Source organism: Ensifer soli (assembly GCF_041928815.1).
Classification (GTDB): Bacteria; Pseudomonadota; Alphaproteobacteria; order Rhizobiales; family Rhizobiaceae; genus JBHFEI01.
In genome coordinates, this window is the sequence record NZ_JBHFEI010000004.1 from 309,098 (window position 1) to 330,405 (window position 21,308).

Here is a 21,308-nt window from a genome sequence, read left to right on the forward strand (position 1 = left end):
GGCACTCGATTCTGTGGGTTCGTTCTGCCAAGAGAACGGCTTTGTGACGCCAAGGTCAACCATAGGCGCCCTGGCCGGGCCGAATTGTGACAGAGATCGGCTGAACCGGGAATGAAGCGCGCGACGGACGCCGCCTATTTCGCGCCGTCCTCGTGGAAATGATTGTAGACCAGCCGCGCCACCGTCTCGGAAATGCCGTCGACGGCGATGAGGTCGTTGAAGCCGGCGCGCGACACGGCCTTGGCGGTGCCGAAATGGTGGAGCAGCGCGCGCTTGCGCGTCGGGCCGATGCCGGCGATCTCGTCGAGCGGGTTCTTCACCATCTCCTTCTTCCGCCGCGCACGGTGCGAGCCGATGGCGAAGCGGTGCGCCTCGTCGCGCAGGCGCTGGACGAAATAGAGCACGGGGTCGCGCGGCGGCAGGGTGAAACTGTCGCTGGGCGTGAAGAAGCGCTCGCGGCCGGCCTCGCGGTCGGCGCCCTTGGCGACGCCGATCGCGGTGACGCAGTCCTCGATGTCGAGGTCCTTCAGGATCGCGCGCACCGCCGTCATCTGCCCCTGGCCGCCATCGATCAGGATCACGTCGGGCCAGGCGGGAAAGCCGGCGTCCTCGGCCGGTTCCACGCTGCGGTCCGGCTTGCCTTCCTCCTTGACGAGCCGCGAGAAGCGCCGCGTCATCACCTCGCGCATCATGCCGAAGTCGTCGCCGGGGGTGATCTCGGTCGAGCGGATGTTGAACTTGCGGTACTGGTTCTTGACGAAGCCTTCCGGGCCGGCGACGACCATGCCGCCGACGGCATTCGTGCCCATGATGTGGGAATTGTCGTAGATCTCGATGCGGCGCGGCACGCGTTCGAGCTTGAACGTCGCGGCGAAGCCTTCGAGGAGGCGGGCCTGCGAGGCCGTCTCGGCGAGCTTGCGGCCATGCGCCTCGCGGGCGTTCGCCATCGCATGGTCGACAAGGTCCTTCTTCTCGCCCCGCTGCGGCACGAGGATCGCCACCTTGTGCGCCGATTTCTCGCTCAGCGCCTCGGCGAGCAGCGCCTGTTCCTCGACCGGTTCGCAGATCAGGATCTGCCGGGGGCAGGGCTTGTCGTCATAGAACTGGGCGAGGAAGGCACTGAGGATCTCGGCCGGGGAGAGCGAGGGATCGGCCTTCGGAAAATAGGCGCGGTTGCCCCAGTTCTGTCCGGTGCGGAAGAAAAACACCTGGATGCAGGAGATGCCGCCTTCGTGATGGATGGCGAAGACGTCCGCCTCCTCGACGCCGGCGGGGTTGATGCCCTGGTGGCTCTGCACGTGGGAGAGCGCCGCAAGCCGGTCGCGATAGATCGCGGCGCGCTCGAAGTCGAGTTCCTCCGCCGCCGTGCTCATCGCCCCGGCGATGGCGGTCTTCACCGCCTGGCTGCGGCCGGAGAGGAAGTCCTTCGCCTCGCCGACCAGCCGGCCGTAGTCGGCGTCGCTGACCTCGTGGGTGCAGGGCGCGGCGCAGCGCTTGATCTGGTGCAGCAGGCAGGGCCGCGTGCGGCTCTCGAAGACGCTGTCGGTGCAGGTGCGCAGCAGGAAGGCGCGCTGCAGCGAGTTGATCGTCCGCCCGACGGCGCCGGCCGAGGCGAAAGGGCCGAAATAATCGCCCTTCTTCGCCCGCGCCCCGCGATGCTTGTAGAGTGCGGGCGCCCGGCTGTCACCGGTGACGAGGATATAGGGGAACGACTTGTCGTCGCGCAGGAGCACGTTGTAGCGCGGCCGCAGCCGCTTGATCAGGTTCGCCTCGAGCAGCAGCGCCTCGATCTCGGTGCGGGTGACGACGAATTCCATATGCGCGGTCTCGCGGATCATCCGTGTGATCCGGTTCGAGTGGCCGCGCCCTTGCGCATAATTGGTCACGCGCTTCTTCAGGCTGCGCGCCTTGCCGACATAGAGCACGTCGCCGGCCGCATTGGTCATGCGGTAGACGCCCGGCGCGTTCGGGAGATGCCGGACGAAGGCCTGGATCAGTTCGGCGCCGGTCAGGCCGCCGGCGTCGCGTTCGGGCTCCGCCCAGTCGATGGCGGCGCGCGCGGGCGCCTCCGCCTCGCCGGAGGTCTCGTCGAAGCCTTCCTCGTCGTCGGTCTCCTCGTCGTAAAGGATGCCGCCCTCGGCCGGCACGCGACCAATCATTCCACGATCTCCATGATGTCCGGCGTCTCCCAGGCGAGATGCTGGCCGCCGTCGAGCGCGATCATTTGCCCGGTGATCGACGGCGTGTCGAACAGAAAACGGATCGTGCGCCCGAATTCGGCGAGATCCGGTCCCCTCTTCAACAGGACGGCGGCCACCTGCGCCTCGAAGTCGGCCCGGTTCTGCCGGTCGTTCGGCAGCGTCGGCCCGGGGCCGATGGCGCAGACCCTGATCCGCGGCGCCAGCGCCTGGGCCATGGTCTGCGTCGCCATCCAGAGCGCCGCCTTGGACAACATATAGGAATAGAATCGCGGATTGGGAGCCAGCACCCGCTGGTCGACGAGGTTGACGATCAGGCCGGACTGGTCGTCGCCAAGTGCCGCGGCGAAATCGCGGGCGAGCAGCGAGGGCGCGCGGACATGCACGTCGAAATGGGCGTCCCAGGTGCCACCGTTGAGCGTTTCGAGACTGTCCTTCAGGAACACGGAGGCATTGTTGACGAGCAGTCCGACGGGGCCGAGCGCCGCCGCCGCCGCCGGCAGCAGCCGCGCGCAGGCGTCCGGATCGGCAAGATCGGCGGCAAGCGCCACCGCGGTTGCGCCCGACCGGCGGAGCGTCGCGGCGAGCGCCTCGGCCTCGTCGAGCGAGCGGTGCGCATGGATCGCCACGGCGAAGCCGTGCGCGGCGAGATCCTCGACGATCGCCCTGCCGATGCGCCGCGCTCCCCCCGTCACGAGGGCTGTCTTCCTGGGACGTGTCACTCCGCCGTCATCTCCATCCGCTTCACCGCGTCCTTTACGGTGCAACAGGTGGCGTGGATGTTGCAAGCCGTGACCCCGCATCAATCCCTTCGGAAGAATGAACGGAAATTGCGGAAATCGAGAAAACGCGGCCGATCGTGGTAAACAATCAGTAAATACTGAAATATGGTTAAAAATCATCCTGTTGCCGTAAAGCAACGTCTCGTTTCGGACACGCTGTTGCCTCGGAAATTTCACATTTTGGCTCTTGAGAATCCGCATTCCAGGATCATTTCTTCAGTCACCGGGCGGGTTTGATTCAATATTTACCGATGTCCGAGACCGCGCCTTCAACCGGGCGGGGGCATCGTTCAATGAAGGAGAATAGTATGCGTACTCTGATCACGAGCCTGATGGCATCGGCCGCACTGGCCCTGTCGTTCTCGGCTGCTTCGGCTGCCGATGCGATCGACGAAATCCCGGCTGCTCCGGCGGCCGACTACACCCAGCCGGCCGGCAGCGACTGGTCGGGCGCCTATGTCGGCGGCACGGCCAGCTGGCAGCACGGCAAGGGCAAGTGGACGAGCGGCAACACCGCGGCCGGCTTCGGCGGCGGCGTCTACGGCGGCTACAACATGCAGAACGGCCAGATCGTCTATGGCGGTGAAGCCGACCTCGGCTATTCCGGCGTCGACGCCACCTCGAACGGCGGTGCCCGGGAGTTCAAGCAGGGCGTGAACGGCTCGATCCGTGGCCGCGTCGGCTACGACATGGATCCGGTCCTCGTCTATGGTACCGCCGGTCTCGCCGCGACCAGCGCCAAGATGAAGGACGCGACCTCGTCCGACAAGAACACGCTGCTCGGCTGGACGGCCGGTGCCGGTGCCGAAACCAAGGTCACCGACAACATCACCGCCCGCGTCGAGTATCGCTACACCGACTACGGCAAGAAGGACTTCAACCTTGACAGCGGCAAGTTCTCGTCGGGCTTCGACGAGCACAGCGTCCGCGTCGGCGTCGGCGTCAAGTTCTAAGACCGCCTTCATCGGCGATCGTCAGGAGGGCAGGGAGCGATCGCTTCCTGCCCTTTTCCGTTTTCCCGCGGCACCGACGACAGGCCCAGCGTCAGTCCGCCGGTGGCGCAGCCCCGTCGACCACGGCATCGATGAACACCCGCTTTTCCTGCGTGTAGCGGTCGCCGTCATAGGGAAAGGCACGCGCGAGCGCCTGTTTCAGCTCCGCATAGGCGCGGGCCGCAACGGGATCGGCGCGCATCCTGTCGCGAAAGACCAGGCGCCGCTGATGCGTCCGGTTGCCGGGGCGGAAAAGATAGACCCGCACGCCCGGTGTCGCGCTCGCATCGAGAAATGCCCACATGCCGTCGTCGTGGCGGTTGCCGCGCGGGGCATATCCGGTCGCCACCAGCGCCTCGCCCGCGGCCGCAATGTCTTCAAGGGTGCCGACCGTCACGTCGATGTCGATGACCGGCTTCGCCGGCATGCCGGGAACGGCGGTGCTGCCGATATGGTCGATCGTGATGATGCTGCCGCCGATCAGGGATCGCAGATCGGCCGCGATGCGGGCGAAATGCGCCGGCCAGTCGGGATCGGCGGCGACGATCTCGACGCGGCTCGGCATGGGCTTCCCCTGAGGCTTCGCGGCGTCAGGCGTAGAAGGACGGATAGGCAGGGAAATGCGCCTCGAAAGCTCCGGGCCAGGCGGCAAGGCGCGGCCGTCCTTCCTGCCAGGTACCGGCGAAGCGCAGCTCGATGTAGCGCAGCATGGCGGCGAGGGCGAAATGGCCGGCATGGAGATCGGGGCCGGCCTGCGGGATGTTCGCCTCGAGATGGTCGAGCGCCCGCACGACCTTTGCCCATTGCCGGTCGATCCAGGGCTGGTGCTGCCTCTCCGGCGGTCGCGTGCGGCGCTCGTAGACGATCGAGAGCAGGCTGTCGCAAATGCCGTCGCAGAGCGCCTCCACCACGTCGATGTCCGTTGGCGTCGCGGTTTCGGTGCCGGCATAGAGCCGGCCGCCCGTCTCCCGGTCGATGAAGCGCATGATGGCGCGGCTGTCGTAGATCGCGCTGCCGTCCTCGGTGACGAGAACCGGGATCTTGCCGAGCGGATTGGCGGCGATCAGCTCCGGCGGGCTGGCGCTCGTCTCCGTCAGCACGCTTTGCGCCGCAAGCCCGCAATGGTGCGCGGCCATGCGGACCTTGTTGGAATAGGGCGAGGCGGGGGAGTAGAAGATCTTCATCACAAGGCTCTGAGGTTTCAAAGAGGGGATCAGCGGACCGGCGGAATGCCGACCGACGTCAGGCGGCAGCCGCTGCGGTCGACCTCGCGGCAGGCACGGAAATTCAGGTCCCTGTCGAGGCAGACGCGGATCTCCTCGATCAGCCTGCCCGCGCAGGTGACCGCGATCCCGTCGCGCGTGAGGCCGGGATTGGCGGCGACCATCGCGGTCTCGATGTCGGCGACCGAGGCGTCCCGCGCCTTCGCGACAGACGCGAGCGCGGGCGGCAGGGCGATCCGCTCATGCGCCCGGCGCAGGACGGTGAAATAGTCGCGCTGCGACAGGCCGGAGCAGGAGCCGTGCTTGCGCCACTGGTGGCCGATCAGCCCCATGGACGGGATGATGTCGAGAAACTGGCGGCCGAGCGCCTCCGGCACGCGGTCCGGATCGCGCGAGCGGCAGAATTCCGGATAGCCGCGCTCGTTCTGCGGCCAGAGGCCGTGCACGATGAAGCCGTTGCGGCTGCCGCGCCGGCATTGTCGCGTCTCGCCGTCCGGGTCGTTGGCGCCGCACCAGGTCGGCGACCAGGAGAGCGACAGAACGTAGAAATCGAAGCCGGAGCCGCGCGGCGCGGTGCCCGCAGGCTCGCGCCTGTCGCGCCCGGCTTCTTCGCGCGACGGGCGCGCCTCGTCGCGTGCCGCCTTGCCCGGGCGCTGCTCGACCGTGCCGGCCGGCCGGTCCGATGGCGCGCCGGTCTCCCGCGTCTCCTCGCCGCCGCAGGACGACAGCGCCAGCGCGGCGACCATCGCGGTTGCGGCCGCGCGTAGGCCTTGCCTCACCGCAGCGACTTGCAATGGGCGCCGTAGACATGCCAGGGATCGAGGCCGCTCAGGCAGAATTCGACGTTCTCGCCCATGCCGGCAAAGCCCCAGTTGCGCTCGATCAAATACCAGAGCGTGCGATGCTGGCCGTCCGAGGTCAGCGCCGTCGCCTGGCAATATTCGCGTTCGACCGGATGGGTCGCATCGCGCAGTTCGAGGCGGTTGAGGCTCATGTGGCGGATCTCTGCAATGGCGATCGGCGCCTTCAGGTAGGTGAGGGCGCGCTCGTCGAACCGCTGGGTGATATGGGTGAGAACGCCTGTGTTGGCGCAGGCGCTCGCCGTTTCGTAAGAGGCGTAGTCCGCCGCCTCGGCGCCGCCTGCAAGGCCGGCGAGGGCGAAAAGAGTGGCGATCGTCCGTTTCATGAACAACTCCCGTGCTGCATTATGGCGAGAGTGTGGTGCGGCGGCGGCGTCCGTCAAGGGGCGCTCGTCTCTCCGGCGAGCCAGAAAAGCCGCGTTGCGGCAAATCGGTCCCGGGCCAGCACCTGTTTGAGGGCGGGGAGCAGGCGTTTCATCTCGTCTTTCAGCGTGAAAGGCGGATTGACGACGATGAGGCCGGAGCCGTTGAGCCCGGTCGTCTCGCGGTCGCTCATCACGGAAAGCTCGATGCAGAGCATTTTGGGGATCTCAAGCGCCTTCAGCCTCTCGTGGAAGGCCGCGATCGGCGCGCCGCGCTTCAGCGGATACCACAGGCAGTAGGTGCCGCCCGGAAAGCGGCGCCAGCCCTTGGCGAGCCCTTCGACGAGGCGGTCATATTCCCCCTCGATCTCGAAGGGGGGATCGACGAGCACGAGGCCGCGCTTCTCCTTCGGCGGCAAATGGGCGCCGAGCGCCAGCCAGCCGTCGAGCGCCGTCACCCGCGTCTGGATATCGCCGTCGAACAGGCGGTGCAGAACGTCTTGGTCGTCCGGATGGAGTTCCATCGCCGAGAGCCGGTCCTGCCGGCGCATCAGCGCCCGGCAGAGTTTCGGCGAGCCGGGATAAAACCGCAGGGCCCCGTCGGGGTTCAAGGCGCGGATCACCGACAGGTAGGGATCGAGCAGCGCCGCGATCTCCGCCGGCATCGGCGTCGCCATCAGCCGGCCGATGCCGTCCCGCCATTCGCCGGTCTTCTGCGCTTCTTCGGAGGAAAGGTCGTAGAGGCCGGTGCCGGCATGGGTGTCGAGCACGCGGAAGGCCTTGTCCTTCTGCCGGAGATAGGTGACGAGCCGCGCCAGCACCGCATGTTTCAGCACGTCGGCGAAATTCCCTGCGTGATAGGCGTGGCGATAGTTCATTCACATCTCGCGATCGGTCCGATGAATTGTTGTCATGGGTGCGGAATGGCGCTTTTCCGCCCTTGCCGCGATGGCTTATACAAAAGCCATGAACGTTGCGACCCCCCTCCGCGCCGAATCCGCCCGCCGCCCGCGCACCGGCCATTCCGTCTGTCCGCACGACTGTCCCTCCGCCTGTGCGCTCGACGTCGAGATCGACGCGGAAGGGCGCATCGGCCGGCTGCGCGGGTCGGCCGACAACACGTACACGGCCGGCGTCATCTGCGCCAAGGTCGCGCGCTACACCGAGCGGATCTACCATCCCGACCGGCTGCTGAAGCCTCTCGTCCGCAGGGGCGGGAAGGGCGGCGGCGACTGGGCCGAGATCGGTTGGGTCGACGCGCTAGACCTGATTGCGGAAAAGTTCGTCCAGGCCGAGCAGGCGCAGGGCTCGGAAGCCGTCTGGCCCTATTTCTATGCCGGCACGATGGGGCAGGTACAGCGCGATTCGATCGACCGGCTGCGCCATGCGAAACGCTATTCCGGCTTCTTCGGCTCGATCTGCACCAACATGGCCTGGACCGGCTTCGCCATGGCGACCGGGTCGCTGCGCGGCCCCGACCCGCGCGAAATGGCGAAATCCGACTGCGTGGTGATCTGGGGCACCAATCCGGTGTCGACCCAGGTCAACGTCATGACCCATGCGGTCGCGGCGAAGAAGCAGCGCGGCGCGAAGATTGTCGTCATCGACGTCTACGACACGCCGACGATGCGCCAGGCCGATATGGGGCTGGTGCTGAAGCCCGGCACCGATGCCGCGCTCGCCTGCGCCGTCATGCACATTGCCTTCCGCGACGGTTACGCCGACCGGCCCTATCTGGCACGCCACGCCGACGATCCGGCGGGGCTGGAGGCGCATCTCCTGACCCGCGGGCCGGACTGGGCCGCCGCCATCACCGGGCTTTCCGTCGACGAGATCGAGGCCTTCGCCCGCCTCGTCGGCACGACGCCGCGCAGCTATTTCCGCCTCGGCTACGGTTTTACCCGCAGCCGCAACGGCGCCGTGTCGATGCACGCGGCCGCCTGCGTGCCGACCGTGCTCGGCGCATGGCAGCACGAGGGCGGCGGCGCCTTCCACTCGAACAACGACATCTTCCGCTTCGACAAGCGCGAACTGACGGGCACGGCGCTCGCCGATCCGTCGGTGCGCGTGCTCGACCAGTCGCAGATCGGCCGGGTGCTGACCGGCGACCGCGAGGCCTTGCGCGGGCGCGGGCCGGTGACGGCGATGCTGGTGCAGAACACCAACCCCGTCAACGTCGCGCCGGAACAGCGGCTGGTGCGGGAAGGCTTCGCCCGGGCCGACCTCTTCACCGCCGTGCACGAGCATTTCATGACCGACACGGCCAAGCTCGCCGACCTCGTGCTGCCGGCGACGATGTTCCTCGAGCATGACGACCTCTATCGCGGCGGCGGCCACCAGCACATCCTGCTCGGGCCGAAACTGGTCGAGCCGCCATCGACCGTGCGCACCAATCTCTTCGTCATCGAGGAACTGGCCAAACGCCTCGGCGTCGCCGACCGGCCGGGCTTCGGCCTTACCGAGCGCGACCATGTCGACCGCATCCTCGTCCATTACGGCATCGGCTACGAGGCGCTGAAGGAGGCCCGCTGGCTCGACGTGCAGCCGGATTTCGACACGGCGCATTTCGTCCACGGCTTCGGCCATCCGGACGGGAAATTCCGCTTCCGCGCCGACTGGACTGGAACGCCCGCGCCGAACCGCCCGCCGGCCTCGCTCGGAGCCCTCGGCCCGCATCAGGCGCTGCCGGAGTTCCCCGATCAGGTCGACCTGATCGAGGTCGCCGATGCCGAGCATCCGTTCCGGCTCGCGACCTCGCCGGCCCGCTCCTTCCTCAACTCCACCTTCGCCGAGACGCCGTCCTCGCTGAAGAAGGAGGGGCGTCCCGAGGTGATGATCCATGCCGAGGATGCGGCGGCGCTCGGGATTGCGGCGGGTGACGTCGTCCGCCTCGGCAACGGGCGCGGCAGCGTGCGGCTCCACGCCGCGATCGGCGGCGGCGCGCGGCGCGGCGTCGTCATCGCCGAGGGACTGTGGCCGAATTCCGCCCATCTCGACGGCGAGGGCATCAACGTGCTCACCGGCGCCGACGCCGTCGCGCCCTATGGCGGCGCGGCCTTCCACGACAACCGCGTCTGGCTCGCGAAAGACGGGCTCGTGGGGGACAGTCTGGCGAGGGACGGTCTGGCGAGGGACGGGGCATGAGCGACCGCGACGATATCGAGATCCTCTCGACGGAGATCCTGTCGAAGCGGTTCTACACGCTGCGCAAGATCACCCTTTCCCATACCGCGCTCGACGGCCGGCGGCTGACCCTGGTGCGCGAGATCGTCGAGCGCGACAACGCCGCCTCGATCCTGCTCTACGATCCGGCGCGCGGCCTCGTCGTCTTCGTCCGCCAGTTCCGCCTGCCGGCCTATCTCAACGGCCATGACGGCTATCTCCTCGAAACGCCGGCGGGCCTCCTCGACGGCGACGATCCCGAGGCCGGCATCCGCCGCGAGGTGATGGAGGAGACGGGTTACCGCGTGCGCGACATCCGCCCTCTGTTCTCCTCCTTCATGTCGCCGGGCGGCTTCATGGAAAAGGTGCATTTCTTCGCCGCGACCGTCGATGCCGCCGATCGCGTCGCGCCGGGCGGCGGTCTCGCATCGGAGGACGAGGACATCGAGATCGTCGAACTCACGCTGGACGCGGCGCTCTCGATGATCGGGACCGGCGGCATCGCCGATGCCAAGACGATCATGCTCCTGCAATGGGCGGCGCTGAACCGCGCGATGCTCGAATCGGGGCGCCTCGCCTGACAAAGGCAGGAACAATCGCGGGCGGGTCCCGTTTCTGGCGTGTCAACGAAAGGACACGCCCATGACCCGGATCAAGACCCGCGACCGCACCGAACTCTATGTCAAGGACTGGGGCGAGGGGCGTCCGGTGATCCTCCTGCACGGCTGGCCGCTCAGCGCCGACAGCTGGGACGACTTCGCCCATGTCGCGGCGAACGAGGGATTTCGCACCATCGCCTATGACCGCCGCGGTTTCGGGCGCTCCGACCAGCCGTGGAACGGCTACGACTACGACACGCTCGCCGATGACCTTGCCGACGTCATCGCCGCGACCGGCGCCGGTGACGCGGCGCTGATCGGCTTCTCGATGGGCGGCGGCGAGGTCGCCCGCTACATGTCCCGCCATGGCGGCGCCGGCATCGTCAAGGCCGGGCTTGTCGCCTCGGTCGTGCCCTATATGCTGAAGACAACCGACAATCCCGAGGGCACGCCCCAGTCAGTCTTCGACGGCATCGCCGACGGAATCAAGGAAGACAGGGCGCATTTCTTCGCCGGCTTCTTCAAGGATTTCTACGGTGTCGGCCTGTTCGACCGCGCCGTCAGCGGCGAGGTGATCGACTGGTCCGTCGACCAATCGATGCACGCCGGTCTGAGACCGACGCTCGCCTGCGCCGAGGCCTTCGCCACCACCGATTTCCGCGGCGACCTCGCCTCGTTCCGCGTACCGACGCTGATCATCCACGGGACGGGCGACAAGACCGTGCCGATCGACGCCTCGGCCCGCGCGGCCGCCGCCGGCATCCTCTCCGGTGCGACGCTGATCGAATATGACGGCGCACCGCACGGGCTGCAGGCGACCCACAAGGATCGGCTGGCGAGCGACCTTCTGGATTTCCTCAAATCCTGATGCAGCGTCGGACGCGCTTCGCCGAAAGCCACGTCGCTTCGGCGAAGGACGATTCGATCGGAACGGAGGGAGCGCGCGTCCCGCGATCCAGAGCATTTCCAGCCGAAGCGGGATCGCTTCGGCGTCGGACAATGCGGAAAAAACAAAAGGATAGGGCGGGTTGGCCCGCTGGGATCAGAACGATCCCCCGAACGCGTTGCGTTGAGGCATCATCCTCCCGATTGTCGTTTCGCTCCGGTCGGATGGCACGTCAGCCAAAGGAAAGCAGCGTCGCTCCGCCTTGGGTCGCGACACTGCCGCTTCCGGTGAGATAGGCCGCGAGTGCTGCGGCATAGAGCCGGTGCTCCACGGTCAGCACCCGCGCGGCGAGTGTCTCGGCGGTGTCGCCGGCCATGACCGGCACGGCGCCCTGGGCGACGATCGGACCCTCGTCCATTCCTTCCGTGACCACATGCACCGAGCAGCCGGCGATCTTCATGCCGGCGTCGATGGCGCGCCGGTGGGTGTGGAGGCCGGGGAAAAGCGGAAGCAGCGAGGGATGGATGTTGAGGATGCGACCCTCGTAGCGGCTGATGAAATGCCCGCTCAGCAGCCGCATGTAGCCGGCAAGGCAGATGAGGTCGGGCGCGAGCGTGTCGAGCGCGGCGAGGATCGCCGCCTCGTGGGCGGCCTTGTCGGCATGGTCGCGCCGGGAGAAGGTGAAGGTCGGGATGCCGAGCGCCTCCGCCTTGGCGAGGCCGCCCGCCTCCGCCTTGTCGCAGAAGACCGCGACGATCTCGGCGGGAAAGCCGTCTGCTTCCGCCGCCTTCGCCAGCGCCAGCATGTTCGAGCCGCCGCCAGAGATGAAGACGACGACGCGTTTCCTCGTGCCGTCCGCCGTCATAGGGCGAGCGTTCCCCTGTAGACGGTGCCGGCCGCGCCCTCGGCGCGGGCGACCATGCGGCCGAGTTCGAACACCGTCTCGCCTTCGCGGGTCAGAACCTCCACCACCTCCGCGGCACTTTCGGGCGCGACGACGGCGATCATGCCGACGCCGCAGTTGAAGGTGCGCAGCATCTCGGTCGGCGCGACGCCCCCGGCCTTTGCCAGCCAGGAGAAGACCGGCGGCACGGCGACGGCGTCAAGGTCGATCTCTGCGGCGAGATGCTTCGGCAGGACGCGGGGGATGTTTTCCGGAAAGCCGCCGCCGGTGATGTGGGCGAGCGCCTTGACCGCGCCGGTCTCGCGGATCGCGGCGAGCAGCGGCCTGACGTAGATCCGCGTCGGCACCAGCAGCCGCTCGGCGAGCGTGCCCTCGCCGAAGGGCGCTGGCGCGTCCCAGGCAAGGCCCGAAAGCGCAACGATCCTGCGCACCAGCGAGTAGCCGTTCGAATGGACGCCGGAGGAGGCGAGCGCCAGGATGACGTCGCCTTCCGCGATCGTGCCCTTCGGCAGCAGTTCGCCGCGCTCGGCCGCGCCGACGGCGAAACCCGCGAGGTCGTAGTCGCCGCCCGAATACATGCCCGGCATTTCCGCCGTCTCCCCGCCGATCAGCGCGCAGCCCGCCTGCCGGCAGCCCTCGGCGATTCCGCCGACGATCAGCGCGCCCTGCTCGGGATCGAGCTTGCCGGTGGCGAAATAGTCGAGGAAGAACAAGGGTTCGGCCCCTTGCACGACGAGGTCGTTGACGCACATGGCGACGAGGTCGATGCCCACGGTCTCGTGGCGGCCGGCGTCGATGGCGATCTTCAGCTTGGTGCCGACGCCGTCATTGGCCGCGACCAGCACCGGATCCTTGAAACCCGCGGCCTTGAGGTCGAACAGGCCGCCGAAGCCGCCGATCTCGCCGTCGGCGCCCGGACGCCTCGTGGAGCGCACCATCGGCTTGATCTTCTCGACGAGCAGGTTTCCGGCGTCGATGTCCACGCCCGCATCGCTGTAGGTGAGGCCGTTGCGCCCGCTCTCGCTCATGTCCGTCTCCGATAGGCTCGCCGTCGTGATCCTGCGATTGGCATGGCGGGATAGCAAGTGCAAGCCGAATGCAAGCGCTTCGTCGCAATTTTCCCCGCTTTGCCGGGCGGGGACGCGCCCCTTGACCTTTGGCGGCCGGGCGCCCTATCTCCCTGAGGAAAGTATCGCGGGCCACGGAAAGCGGGCAGGACGCCATGACACGTGAATTCGATCCGTCCGTCGTCAAGCGTCACGTGCTTTTCTGGTGCGCCCTGCTGATCGGCTTCGTCCTGTTTCTGCTGGTGTTCAGCTCGATCCTGCTGCCGTTCATCGCCGGCATGGCGCTTGCCTATTTCCTCGATCCGGTCGCCGACTGGCTGGAGCGGCGCGGCCTGTCGCGGCTGATGGCGACCTGCCTGATCCTGGTCGCCTTCCTCATCCTCTTCGTCCTGTCGCTGATGATCGTCATTCCGCTGGTGATCAGCCAGGCCTCGGATTTCTTCCAGAAGCTTCCCGACTACGTGGCGAAGCTCCAGGAGCTTCTGACGAGCTTCGACGCCGAGGTCGTGCCGGACTGGATCTCCTCGCAGATGGACACGATCAAGCAGAACTCCGCCCGCATTCTGGGGCAGGGGGCCGGACTGCTCGGCACGCTGTTCCAGCAGCTCTGGAATTCGGGCCTCGCGCTCCTCGACATCATCTCGATCTTCATCGTCACCCCGGTCGTCGCCTTCTACCTGCTGCTCGACTGGGACCGGATGGTCGCCACCGTCGACGGCTGGATCCCGCGCAACCATCTCGGCACGGTGCGCCGGATCGCGGCCGAGATGGACACGACGATCGCCGGCTTCGTGCGCGGCCAGGGATCACTCTGCATCATCCTCGGCCTCTATTACGGCATAGGCCTCTCCTTCGCCGGCCTGAACTTCGGCCTGGTGATCGGGCTCTTCGCCGGCATGATCAGCTTCATCCCCTATGTCGGCTCGCTGGTCGGCCTCGTCCTCGCCTTCGGCGTGGCGCTGGTGCAGTTCTGGCCCGACTACATCTCGATCGGGATCGTGCTCACGATCTTCTTCTCGGGCCAGTTCCTGGAGGGCAACATCCTGCAGCCGAAGCTCGTCGGCAAGAGCGTCGGCCTGCACCCGGTCTGGCTGATGTTCGCGCTTCTCGCCTTCGGCGCACTCTTCGGCTTCGTGGGCCTCCTGGTCGCGGTGCCGGCGGCAGCGGCCATCGGCGTGCTCGTGCGCTTCGGCATCAGGCGCTACCTCGAAAGCGACCTCTACCACGGCAGCGACACGCGCACGCTGATCAATCTCGACGGCACCCCGTCCAGGGTCATCCCGCATGACGATCAGGCCTGAACAGATCCCGCTCGACCTGCCGCACGACCCGGCCCGCGGCCGCGACGATCTCCTCGTCTTCGACCGGATGCGGGACGCGCTGGCGCTGGTCGACGCCTGGCCGCGCTGGCGCTCGCCGGTGATCATGCTCGTCGGGCCGCCGGGCTCGGGCAAGTCGCATCTCGCCGCGATCTGGCGGGAGCGCAGCCGCGCGCGCGCGCTCACGCCGTCCGACGCGGACACGGCCGCTGGGCGCGCGGCGGAAGGGCCGGTTCTCGTCGAGGATGCGGAGCGCGCCGGCTTTTCCGACGACATGCTGTTCCACCTGATCAACAGCGTGCGCGAGAACGCGACCTCCATGCTGATGACCGCGCGCCGCCTGCCGGCCGCCTGGGACGTGCGCCTGCCGGATCTCGCCTCGCGGCTGAAGGCCGTCACGGTCGCCGAGATCGGCCCGCCGGACGAGGAGACGCTCGCCGGCGTCATGGTCAAGCTCTTCGCCGACCGGCAGCTCGTCGTCGATCCGCGCGTGCTGTCCTATCTGACGGCGCGGATGGAGCGCTCCTTCGAGGCGGCAAACAGCCTCGTCGAGCGGCTCGACCGGCTGGCGCTCGCCCGCGGCACGCCCGTCTCGCGCGCGCTTGCCGCCGAAGTGCTGGGCGCCGGAGGCGAAAGCGATTGACTGTCAACGTCCTGTCATAAAAGTGTAATAGTCGCAGGTCGATTTCGAACGACGAATGGCGGGAGCGATATGGATACGGGGACGCCGGCGGCCGAGCCGACCGAGGTGAAGATCGAGGAGACGGACATCCTGGCGAGCCCGGCGCGGTTCATCAATCGGGAGTTCTCCTGGCTCCAGTTCAACCGCCGCGTGCTCGAGGAGGCGCTGAACCCCACCCATCCGCTGCTGGAGCGCGTGCGGTTCCTGTCGATCTCGGCGACGAACCTCGACGAGTTCTTCATGGTGCGCGTCGCCGGCCTCGAGGCGCAGGTCCGCCAGAACATCGGCATCCGCAGCCCGGACGGCAAGACGCCGGCCGAGCAGCTCGGTGATATCCTGAAGGAGATCGACACGCTGCAGATGGAGCAGCAGGCGGCCCTCGCCGTGCTCCAGCAGTATCTCGCCAAGGAGGACATCCTGATCGTCCGGCCGTCGACGCTCTCGGCCAAGGACAAGAGCTGGCTCGCCACCGAATTCGACCAGTCGATCTTCCCGGTGCTGACGCCGCTGTCGATCGATCCGGCCCATCCGTTTCCCTTCATTCCCAATCTCGGCTTCTCGATGGGATTGCAGCTCGCAAGCAAGCTCGGCAAGGAGCCGATGACCGGGCTCCTTCGCCTGCCGGTCGCGCTGCCGCGTTTCGTCCGGCTGCCGGACCAGCGCACGACGATCCGCTACATCACGCTGGAGGACGTCGTCAGCCTGTTCATCGACCGGCTCTTTCCCGGCTACCGGGTGCAGGGCTCCGGCACGTTCCGCATCATCCGCGACAGCGACATCGAGCTCGAGGAGGAGGCGGAAGACCTCGTCCGCTATTTCGAGACGGCCTTGAAACGGCGCCGGCGCGGCTCGGTGATCCGCATCGAGACCGATTCGGAAATGCCGGCGTCGCTGCGCCAGTTCGTCGTCGAGGAGCTGAACGTGCAGGAGAACCGCGTCGCGGTGCTGCCGGGATTCCTCGCGCTGAACACGCTTTCCGAGATCGTCAAGGCGCCGCGCGACGACCTGCGCTTCGAGCCCTACAATGCCCGCTTCCCCGAGCGGGTGCGCGAGCATGCCGGCGACTGTTTCGCCGCGATCCGCGAGAAGGACATGGTGGTGCACCATCCTTACGAATCCTTCGACGTCGTCGTCCAGTTCCTGCTGCAGGCGGCGCGCGACCCGGACGTGCTGGCGATCAAGCAGACGCTCTACCGCACCTCGAACGACAGCCCGATCGTGCGCGCGCTGATCGACGCGGCTGAATCGGGCAAGTCGGTGACGGCGCTGGTCGAGCTCAAGGCGCGCTTCGACGAGGAGGCGAACATCCGCTGGGCGCGCGACCTCGAACGGGCCGGCGTGCAGGTCGTCTTCGGCTTCATCGAGCTGAAGACCCATGCCAAGATGTCGCTGGTCGTGCGCCGCGAGGACGGCAGGCTGCGCTCCTACTGCCATCTCGGCACCGGCAACTACCATCCGGTGACGGCGAAGGTCTATACCGACCTCTCCTTCTTCACCTGCAACCGCGACATCGCCCACGACATGGCGAACATCTTCAACTTCATCACCGGTTACGGCGAGCCGGAATCGGGGATGAAGCTCGCCGTCTCGCCGCACACGCTGCGCCCGCGCATCCTGCGCCATATCGAGGAGGAGACCGCCTTCGCCCAGCAGGGCAAGCCCGGCGCGATCTGGATGAAGATGAACGCGCTGGTCGATCCCGACATCATCGACGCGCTCTACCGCGCCAGCCGCGCCGGCGTCGAGGTCGACCTCGTCGTGCGCGGCATCTGCTGCCTGAGGCCCCAGGTGCCGGGCCTGTCGGAGAACATCCGGGTGAAGTCGATCGTCGGCCGCTTCCTCGAACATTCCCGGATTTTCTGCTTCGGCAACGGCCACGGGCTTCCCTCCGACAAGGCGCTCGTCTATATCGGCTCGGCGGACATGATGCCGCGCAACCTGGACCGGCGGGTCGAGACGCTCGTGCCGCTGACCAACAAGACCGTGCACGAACAGGTTCTGTCGCAGATCATGCTGGGCAATCTTATCGACAACCAGCAGAGCTACGAGATCCTCGCCGACGGAACGTCACGGCGCCTGAGCGTGCCGCAGGATGCGGAGCCGTTCAACGCGCAGCATTATTTCATGACCAATCCGAGCCTTTCGGGGCGCGGCGAGGCGCTGAAATACAGCACGCCCAAAGTGATCGCCGGCTGGAAGCGCCGGCGCAAGAGCTGAAAACTGGAACGTCATGGTCGAGTCTGAAGCCCAGGGCCGCCTTCCTGGCATTGCCCCCGTCTCCGTCGTGGACATCGGTTCGAACTCGGTCCGGCTGGTCATCTACGAGGGGCTGAACCGCACGCCGGCGATGCTCTTCAACGAGAAGGTCATGTGCGGGCTCGGCAAGGGCATCGACGCGACCGGGCGCATGGACGAGGACAGCGTCGAGCGCGCCCTGAAGGCGCTCCGCCGCTTCCGCGCGCTCTCCTCCCAGGCGCGTGCCTCGCGCGTCTTCGTGCTGGCGACCGCGGCGGCCCGCGACGCCTCGAACGGCCCGTCCTTCATTCGCGAGGCCGAACGCATCCTCGGCCATCCCGTGCGCGTTCTCTCCGGCGAGGAGGAGGCCTATTTCTCCGCGATGGGCATCGTCAGCGGCTATCACGATCCCGACGGCGTCACCGGCGATCTCGGCGGCGGATCGCTCGAACTGGTCGACGTCTCCGGCAGCCGCATCGGCACCGGCATCACCCTGCCGCTCGGCGGCATCCGATTGACCGAACATTGCGGCGGCTCCGTCGCCAAGGCGCGCAGCTATGTGCGGCGCTACCTGAAGGAGTCCGACATCCTGAAGGGCGGCGAGGGGCGCACCTTCTACGCCGTCGGCGGCACCTGGCGCGCGATCGCCAAGCTGCATATGGAGCTGACCGCCTATCCGCTGCACATGATGCAGGGCTACGAGGTCGGCTTCGACGAGGCGATGGCGTTCCTGCCCGAGGTGGTCGAGCCGAAGGACCCGAAGGCGCCGGCCTATGCGACCATCTCGAAAAGCCGGCGCAGCCTGCTGCCCTTCGGTGCCGTGCTTCTGCAGGAAGTGATCGCGGCGATGAGGCCGGCCCGCATTTCCTTCTCCGCCCTCGGCGTGCGCGAGGGCTATCTCTATTCGCTGCTGTCGGAGGAAGATCGCGCCCGCGATCCGCTGATCGCGGCTGCGGAAGAACTGGCGATCCTCAGGGCCCGCTCGCCCGAGCATGCGCGGGAGCTTGCCGAATGGAGCGGCCGGATGATCGGCCGGTTCGGCGTGGAAGAAACCGAGGAGGAGGCGCGCTACCGCCGCGCCGCCTGCCTGCTCGCCGACATCAGCTGGCGCGCCCACCCCGACTATCGCGGCCTGCAGGCGCTGAACATCATCGCCCACAGCACCTTTTCCGGCATTACCCATGCCGGCCGCGCCTATATCGCGCTCGCCAATTATTATCGCTACGAGGGGCTGAACGACAGCGGCGACACCAGCGTGCTCGCCGCGATCGCCACGCCGCGGCTGATCGAGCGCGCCAAGCTGCTCGGCGGGCTCTTGCGCATCGCCTATCTGTTTTCGGCCTCGATGCCCGGCATCGTGCCGGGGCTGTCGATCCGGCCGGCGCTTTCGTCCGACCTCGATCTCGAGGTGGTCGTCCCGCCCGGGGGCGAAGGATTTGCCGGCGAGCGGATCGACGGGCGCCTGCAGCAGCTCGCGCGGCTGACGGGCAAGCGCATGGGCTTCGTCTTCGAGTAGGCACGCCTCCCGCCCTCCGGGCACGGCATCCCGCCGTCACTTGCGGGGCGAAAAGGTTGCTTCCTAGCTTGCGCGATGCGCGTTTTACGCTAGCGTGGACCTCCGGCGCGGCGCGTCAAGGGAATCGGAGGGCAGCATGGCCAAGATCGTCTGGAGCAGCAGAAACGGTGTCGACATGGACCATATCGGTCTCGGCGCCCTGGTGGAGGCGCCGGATTTCTCGGTCTCGTCCACCTCGATCAAGCTGAGCTTCTCGTCGAAGAACTACGCGCAGTTCACCGGCAGCGGCATCAAGGTGAAGACCCAGGGCGGATCGCTGGTCGACGTGACCGCCGGCACGATGACCGGCCTCAAGGTCGTCGCCAACGGCGTCACCGGCCTGGAGATTTCCGGCATCCGCGTTTCCGCGGCCGCGATCGCCGACACGATCTTCGACGACGACGACGATGATTTCCTCGACCTCATCACCGCCGGCAACGACACGATCACCGGCACCCGCAGCGCCGACGTGCTGATCGGCGGGCGCGGCAACGACACGCTGAAGGGCGAGGGCGGCAATGACGAGCTGATCGGCGGCGCGGGCGCCGACAAGCTCTATGGCGGCGCCGGCGCCGACACCTTCGTCTTCGAATCGACACGCGATTCGACGCTTGCCGCGCGGGGGCAGGACACGATCTACGGTTTCAGCCGCGTGCAGCGCGACCAGATCGACCTCTCCGAGATCGACGCCAACATCCGGCTTTCCGGCGACCAGTCCTTCGCCTTCATCGGCCAGAAGGCGTTTTCAGGAGCGGCGGGCGAGTTGCGCTTCGAGAAGACCGCCTCCGGCACTTTTGTCTATGGCGACACGAACGGCGACAAGCGGGCCGACATCGCCATCCACCTCGACAAGGCGATCACGCTCGCCGCGAAGGATTTCATCCTGTTCGATTTCTGAGGCGAGCCCCGGATCGGGTCGGACGGCGGCGGCGACGCCTCGTCGCTCCGGCGTCGGCCGACGCCGGAGAAAGTCCGACGCGTGTCGCGATCGTTCCGATAGGCTCTTGCGCTTCGGGATTTTGTCTTGTCGCAAAGACCGTGCGCGCCTTTGCGAGGCGTATTTTAAAGTTCGTCAGGGATCGGTGGAATCCGGTCGTCCCGAAAGGAAAAACGACAACAAAAGAGCCCAGAGCCTGCCTGGTTCGGAATGAACCCCAGAGACTCTGCTTTCTGTTCCAACGCAGTGTCCGACGCCGAAGCGACCCCGCTTCGGCTGGACATGCTCTAAAGTTCCACCGTCTCGATGCGGCGGTCGATGAAGCGCAGCGCGACGCCGCCGCCGATCAGCTTGAGCGCGACATCGCCGAAGATGTCCCGGCGCCAGCCCCTGAGCGCGGCGACGTCCGCCTTCTCGCCCTCGGCGGCGATGCGCTCCAGATCCTCGGAATTGGCGATGATCTTCGGCGCGACGCCCTGCTTCTCGGCGATGAGCTTCAGCAGCACCTTCAGCATCTCGATCGCGGCCGGCGCCCCTTCCGGAGCGCCGTTCTGGCGCGGGACCTTGGGCAGATCCGATTTCGGCACGGCGAGCGCCGCATTGACTGTCTCGACGATGGCGCTGCCGCTCGAGGACCGCTCCCAGCCCTTCGGGATCGTCCGCAGCCTTGCGAGCGCCTCGGCGTCGCGCGGCTGCTGCTGGGCGATCTCGTAGATGGCGTCGTCCTTGAGGATGCGCCCGCGCGGCACGTTGCGGGCGCGCGCCTCGCGCTCGCGCCAGGCGGCGATCTTCTGCAGCACCGCGAGTTCCTGCGGCTTGCGCACACGCATCTTCAGCCGCTGCCAGGCCTCGTCGGGATGCAGGTCGTAGGTCTCGCGCGATTCCAGCACGTCCATCTCGTCCTTCAGCCAGTGCGAGCGGTTCTCCCGCTCCAGCTCGGCCTTCAGGTGGATGTAGACGTCGCGCAGATGGGTGACGTCGGCGAGCGCGTAGTCGAGCTGCTTCTCCGAGAGCGGACGCCGGCTCCAGTCGGTGAAGCGCGACGACTTGTCGATGTGGACGTTCTTGATCCGGCTGACGAGCTGGTCGTAGGAAACGCTGTCGCCGAAGCCGCAGACCATCGCCGCGACCTGGGTGTCGAAGATCGGATGGGGCACGAGATCGCCGAGGTGGAAGATGATCTCGATGTCCTGCCGCGCCGCATGGAACACCTTGACGACGTGCGGATCTGCCATCAGCGCGAAGAAGGGCTGAAGGTCGATCCCCGGCTTCAGCGGATCGACGATCACCGCCTCGTCCGGGCTCGCCATCTGGATCAGGCACAGCTCCGGCCAGAACGTCGTCTCCCGGAGGAATTCCGTGTCGATCGTCACGAACGGGGCACGGGCGAGCCTGTCGCAGGCGGCTTGAAGATCGGCAGTCGTTTCAATCATGGAACAGAAGTCACTGTGGCGGAAACAGGGCGAAAGAGAGGTCCGGTTTAGCCGCTCGCAACCCGTGCGACAATCGCTATATCCTGCTACCCGCCCGAATCGCCATGCAGCA

Annotated in this window: 19 protein-coding genes; 9 read left to right on the forward strand and 10 right to left on the reverse strand. The window is 67.1% G+C overall.

Going from position 1 to position 21,308, the window contains the following annotated elements; genetic code table 11:
- Positions 1-134 precede the first annotated feature (134 nt).
- Positions 135-2,159, reverse strand: a complete 2,025-nt coding sequence (uvrC, locus tag ACEVQ6_RS08620) for an excinuclease ABC subunit UvrC (protein WP_374888526.1) — start codon at positions 2,157-2,159, stop codon at positions 135-137.
- Positions 2,156-2,920 (reverse strand): SDR family oxidoreductase, encoded by a 765-nt coding sequence (locus ACEVQ6_RS08625; protein WP_374888527.1) that lies wholly within the window; start codon positions 2,918-2,920, stop codon positions 2,156-2,158. The genes uvrC and ACEVQ6_RS08625 overlap by 4 nt, the downstream gene beginning before the upstream one ends.
- A gap of 368 nt (positions 2,921-3,288) precedes the next feature.
- Between ACEVQ6_RS08625 and ACEVQ6_RS08630 the strand changes: the two genes are divergently transcribed.
- A complete protein-coding gene (locus tag ACEVQ6_RS08630; protein ID WP_374888528.1) occupies positions 3,289-3,933 on the forward strand; it encodes an outer membrane protein in 645 nt (214 codons plus the stop codon).
- A 91-nt stretch (positions 3,934-4,024) separates the two neighbouring features.
- Here ACEVQ6_RS08630 and ACEVQ6_RS08635 read toward each other — a convergent pair whose 3' ends face one another.
- Genes ACEVQ6_RS08635 through ACEVQ6_RS08655 form a run of 5 tightly spaced genes read right to left on the reverse strand, consistent with a single transcriptional unit; the run spans position 4,025 to position 7,295 of the window.
- On the reverse strand, positions 4,025-4,537 hold the full coding sequence (locus ACEVQ6_RS08635; RefSeq protein ID WP_374888529.1) for a GrpB family protein: 513 nt from the start codon (positions 4,535-4,537) through the stop codon (positions 4,025-4,027).
- 25 nt (positions 4,538-4,562) lie between these two features.
- Positions 4,563-5,156 carry a glutathione S-transferase gene (locus ACEVQ6_RS08640; RefSeq protein ID WP_374888530.1) on the reverse strand — a complete coding sequence of 198 codons (594 nt, stop codon included), beginning with the start codon at positions 5,154-5,156 and terminating at the stop codon, positions 4,563-4,565.
- 29 nt (positions 5,157-5,185) lie between these two features.
- Complete coding sequence (locus ACEVQ6_RS08645; RefSeq protein WP_374888589.1) at positions 5,186-5,941, reverse strand: ribonuclease T2 family protein; 756 nt, start codon at positions 5,939-5,941, stop codon at positions 5,186-5,188.
- Between the two features lie 29 nt (positions 5,942-5,970).
- Positions 5,971-6,381: a hypothetical protein gene (locus ACEVQ6_RS08650; RefSeq protein WP_374888531.1), complete on the reverse strand. Its 411-nt coding sequence runs from the start codon at positions 6,379-6,381 to the stop codon at positions 5,971-5,973.
- 53 nt (positions 6,382-6,434) lie between these two features.
- Complete coding sequence (locus tag ACEVQ6_RS08655) at positions 6,435-7,295, reverse strand: 23S rRNA (adenine(2030)-N(6))-methyltransferase RlmJ (protein WP_374888532.1); 861 nt, start codon at positions 7,293-7,295, stop codon at positions 6,435-6,437.
- 70 nt (positions 7,296-7,365) lie between these two features.
- On the opposite strand from ACEVQ6_RS08655, the gene ACEVQ6_RS08660 reads away from it, so the two are divergent.
- From ACEVQ6_RS08660 to ACEVQ6_RS08670, 3 genes are all read left to right on the forward strand, one after another.
- Positions 7,366-9,561: a molybdopterin-containing oxidoreductase family protein gene (locus ACEVQ6_RS08660; protein WP_374888590.1), complete on the forward strand. Its 2,196-nt coding sequence runs from the start codon at positions 7,366-7,368 to the stop codon at positions 9,559-9,561.
- Positions 9,558-10,160 (forward strand): NUDIX domain-containing protein, encoded by a 603-nt coding sequence (locus tag ACEVQ6_RS08665; RefSeq protein ID WP_374888533.1) that lies wholly within the window; start codon positions 9,558-9,560, stop codon positions 10,158-10,160. Before ACEVQ6_RS08660 ends, ACEVQ6_RS08665 begins: the two co-directional genes overlap by 4 nt.
- A gap of 61 nt (positions 10,161-10,221) precedes the next feature.
- Positions 10,222-11,046: an alpha/beta fold hydrolase gene (locus tag ACEVQ6_RS08670; RefSeq protein WP_374888534.1), complete on the forward strand. Its 825-nt coding sequence runs from the start codon at positions 10,222-10,224 to the stop codon at positions 11,044-11,046.
- A 250-nt stretch (positions 11,047-11,296) separates the two neighbouring features.
- Here ACEVQ6_RS08670 and purN read toward each other — a convergent pair whose 3' ends face one another.
- Positions 11,297-11,929: a phosphoribosylglycinamide formyltransferase gene (gene purN / locus ACEVQ6_RS08675; protein ID WP_374888535.1), complete on the reverse strand. Its 633-nt coding sequence runs from the start codon at positions 11,927-11,929 to the stop codon at positions 11,297-11,299.
- Positions 11,926-12,996 (reverse strand): phosphoribosylformylglycinamidine cyclo-ligase, encoded by a 1,071-nt coding sequence (gene purM / locus ACEVQ6_RS08680; RefSeq protein WP_374888536.1) that lies wholly within the window; start codon positions 12,994-12,996, stop codon positions 11,926-11,928. The genes purN and purM overlap by 4 nt, the downstream gene beginning before the upstream one ends.
- A 194-nt stretch (positions 12,997-13,190) precedes the next feature.
- Between purM and ACEVQ6_RS08685 the strand changes: the two genes are divergently transcribed.
- The 5 genes from ACEVQ6_RS08685 to ACEVQ6_RS08705 all read left to right on the forward strand — a co-directional run bounded on the left by ACEVQ6_RS08685 (position 13,191) and on the right by ACEVQ6_RS08705 (position 19,724).
- Positions 13,191-14,336: an AI-2E family transporter gene (locus tag ACEVQ6_RS08685; protein WP_374888537.1), complete on the forward strand. Its 1,146-nt coding sequence runs from the start codon at positions 13,191-13,193 to the stop codon at positions 14,334-14,336.
- Positions 14,320-14,997: a DnaA regulatory inactivator HdaA gene (hdaA, locus tag ACEVQ6_RS08690; RefSeq protein WP_374888538.1), complete on the forward strand. Its 678-nt coding sequence runs from the start codon at positions 14,320-14,322 to the stop codon at positions 14,995-14,997. The genes ACEVQ6_RS08685 and hdaA overlap by 17 nt, the downstream gene beginning before the upstream one ends.
- A 69-nt stretch (positions 14,998-15,066) precedes the next feature.
- Complete coding sequence (locus ACEVQ6_RS08695; protein ID WP_374888539.1) at positions 15,067-17,253, forward strand: RNA degradosome polyphosphate kinase; 2,187 nt, start codon at positions 15,067-15,069, stop codon at positions 17,251-17,253.
- 13 nt (positions 17,254-17,266) lie between these two features.
- Positions 17,267-18,787 carry an exopolyphosphatase gene (gene ppx / locus ACEVQ6_RS08700; RefSeq protein ID WP_374888540.1) on the forward strand — a complete coding sequence of 507 codons (1,521 nt, stop codon included), beginning with the start codon at positions 17,267-17,269 and terminating at the stop codon, positions 18,785-18,787.
- 136 nt (positions 18,788-18,923) lie between these two features.
- On the forward strand, positions 18,924-19,724 hold the full coding sequence (locus ACEVQ6_RS08705) for a M10 family metallopeptidase C-terminal domain-containing protein (protein WP_374888541.1): 801 nt from the start codon (positions 18,924-18,926) through the stop codon (positions 19,722-19,724).
- Between the two features lie 326 nt (positions 19,725-20,050).
- Here the strand turns inward: ACEVQ6_RS08705 and rnd are convergent, their stop codons facing one another.
- Positions 20,051-21,196, reverse strand: coding sequence for a ribonuclease D (rnd, locus tag ACEVQ6_RS08710; RefSeq protein ID WP_374888542.1), 1,146 nt, complete (start codon positions 21,194-21,196; stop codon positions 20,051-20,053).
- Between the last annotated feature and the right edge of the window lie 112 nt (positions 21,197-21,308).

What these genes read in the sequence shown, in the direction of transcription:
- ACEVQ6_RS08670 (WP_374888534.1), top strand. Translation starts at nt 10,222, where the DNA reads ATGACCCGGATCAAGACCCGCGACCGCACCGAACTCTATGTCAAGGAC.
- ppx (WP_374888540.1), top strand. Translation starts at nt 17,267, where the DNA reads ATGGTCGAGTCTGAAGCCCAGGGCCGCCTTCCTGGCATTGCCCCCGTC.
- ACEVQ6_RS08645 (WP_374888589.1), bottom strand. Translation starts at nt 5,941, where the DNA reads ATGGTCGCCGCGCTGGCGCTGTCGTCCTGCGGCGGCGAGGAGACGCGG.
- ACEVQ6_RS08705 (WP_374888541.1), top strand. Translation starts at nt 18,924, where the DNA reads ATGGCCAAGATCGTCTGGAGCAGCAGAAACGGTGTCGACATGGACCAT.
- ACEVQ6_RS08660 (WP_374888590.1), top strand. Translation starts at nt 7,366, where the DNA reads ATGGCTTATACAAAAGCCATGAACGTTGCGACCCCCCTCCGCGCCGAA.
- ACEVQ6_RS08630 (WP_374888528.1), top strand. Translation starts at nt 3,289, where the DNA reads ATGCGTACTCTGATCACGAGCCTGATGGCATCGGCCGCACTGGCCCTG.
- ACEVQ6_RS08695 (WP_374888539.1), top strand. Translation starts at nt 15,067, where the DNA reads ATGGATACGGGGACGCCGGCGGCCGAGCCGACCGAGGTGAAGATCGAG.
- ACEVQ6_RS08665 (WP_374888533.1), top strand. Translation starts at nt 9,558, where the DNA reads ATGAGCGACCGCGACGATATCGAGATCCTCTCGACGGAGATCCTGTCG.
- ACEVQ6_RS08650 (WP_374888531.1), bottom strand. Translation starts at nt 6,381, where the DNA reads ATGAAACGGACGATCGCCACTCTTTTCGCCCTCGCCGGCCTTGCAGGC.
- purN (WP_374888535.1), bottom strand. Translation starts at nt 11,929, where the DNA reads ATGACGGCGGACGGCACGAGGAAACGCGTCGTCGTCTTCATCTCTGGC.
- purM (WP_374888536.1), bottom strand. Translation starts at nt 12,996, where the DNA reads ATGAGCGAGAGCGGGCGCAACGGCCTCACCTACAGCGATGCGGGCGTG.
- rnd (WP_374888542.1), bottom strand. Translation starts at nt 21,196, where the DNA reads ATGATTGAAACGACTGCCGATCTTCAAGCCGCCTGCGACAGGCTCGCC.
- ACEVQ6_RS08685 (WP_374888537.1), top strand. Translation starts at nt 13,191, where the DNA reads ATGACACGTGAATTCGATCCGTCCGTCGTCAAGCGTCACGTGCTTTTC.
- hdaA (WP_374888538.1), top strand. Translation starts at nt 14,320, where the DNA reads ATGACGATCAGGCCTGAACAGATCCCGCTCGACCTGCCGCACGACCCG.
- uvrC (WP_374888526.1), bottom strand. Translation starts at nt 2,159, where the DNA reads ATGATTGGTCGCGTGCCGGCCGAGGGCGGCATCCTTTACGACGAGGAG.
- ACEVQ6_RS08635 (WP_374888529.1), bottom strand. Translation starts at nt 4,537, where the DNA reads ATGCCGAGCCGCGTCGAGATCGTCGCCGCCGATCCCGACTGGCCGGCG.
- ACEVQ6_RS08640 (WP_374888530.1), bottom strand. Translation starts at nt 5,156, where the DNA reads ATGAAGATCTTCTACTCCCCCGCCTCGCCCTATTCCAACAAGGTCCGC.
- ACEVQ6_RS08655 (WP_374888532.1), bottom strand. Translation starts at nt 7,295, where the DNA reads ATGAACTATCGCCACGCCTATCACGCAGGGAATTTCGCCGACGTGCTG.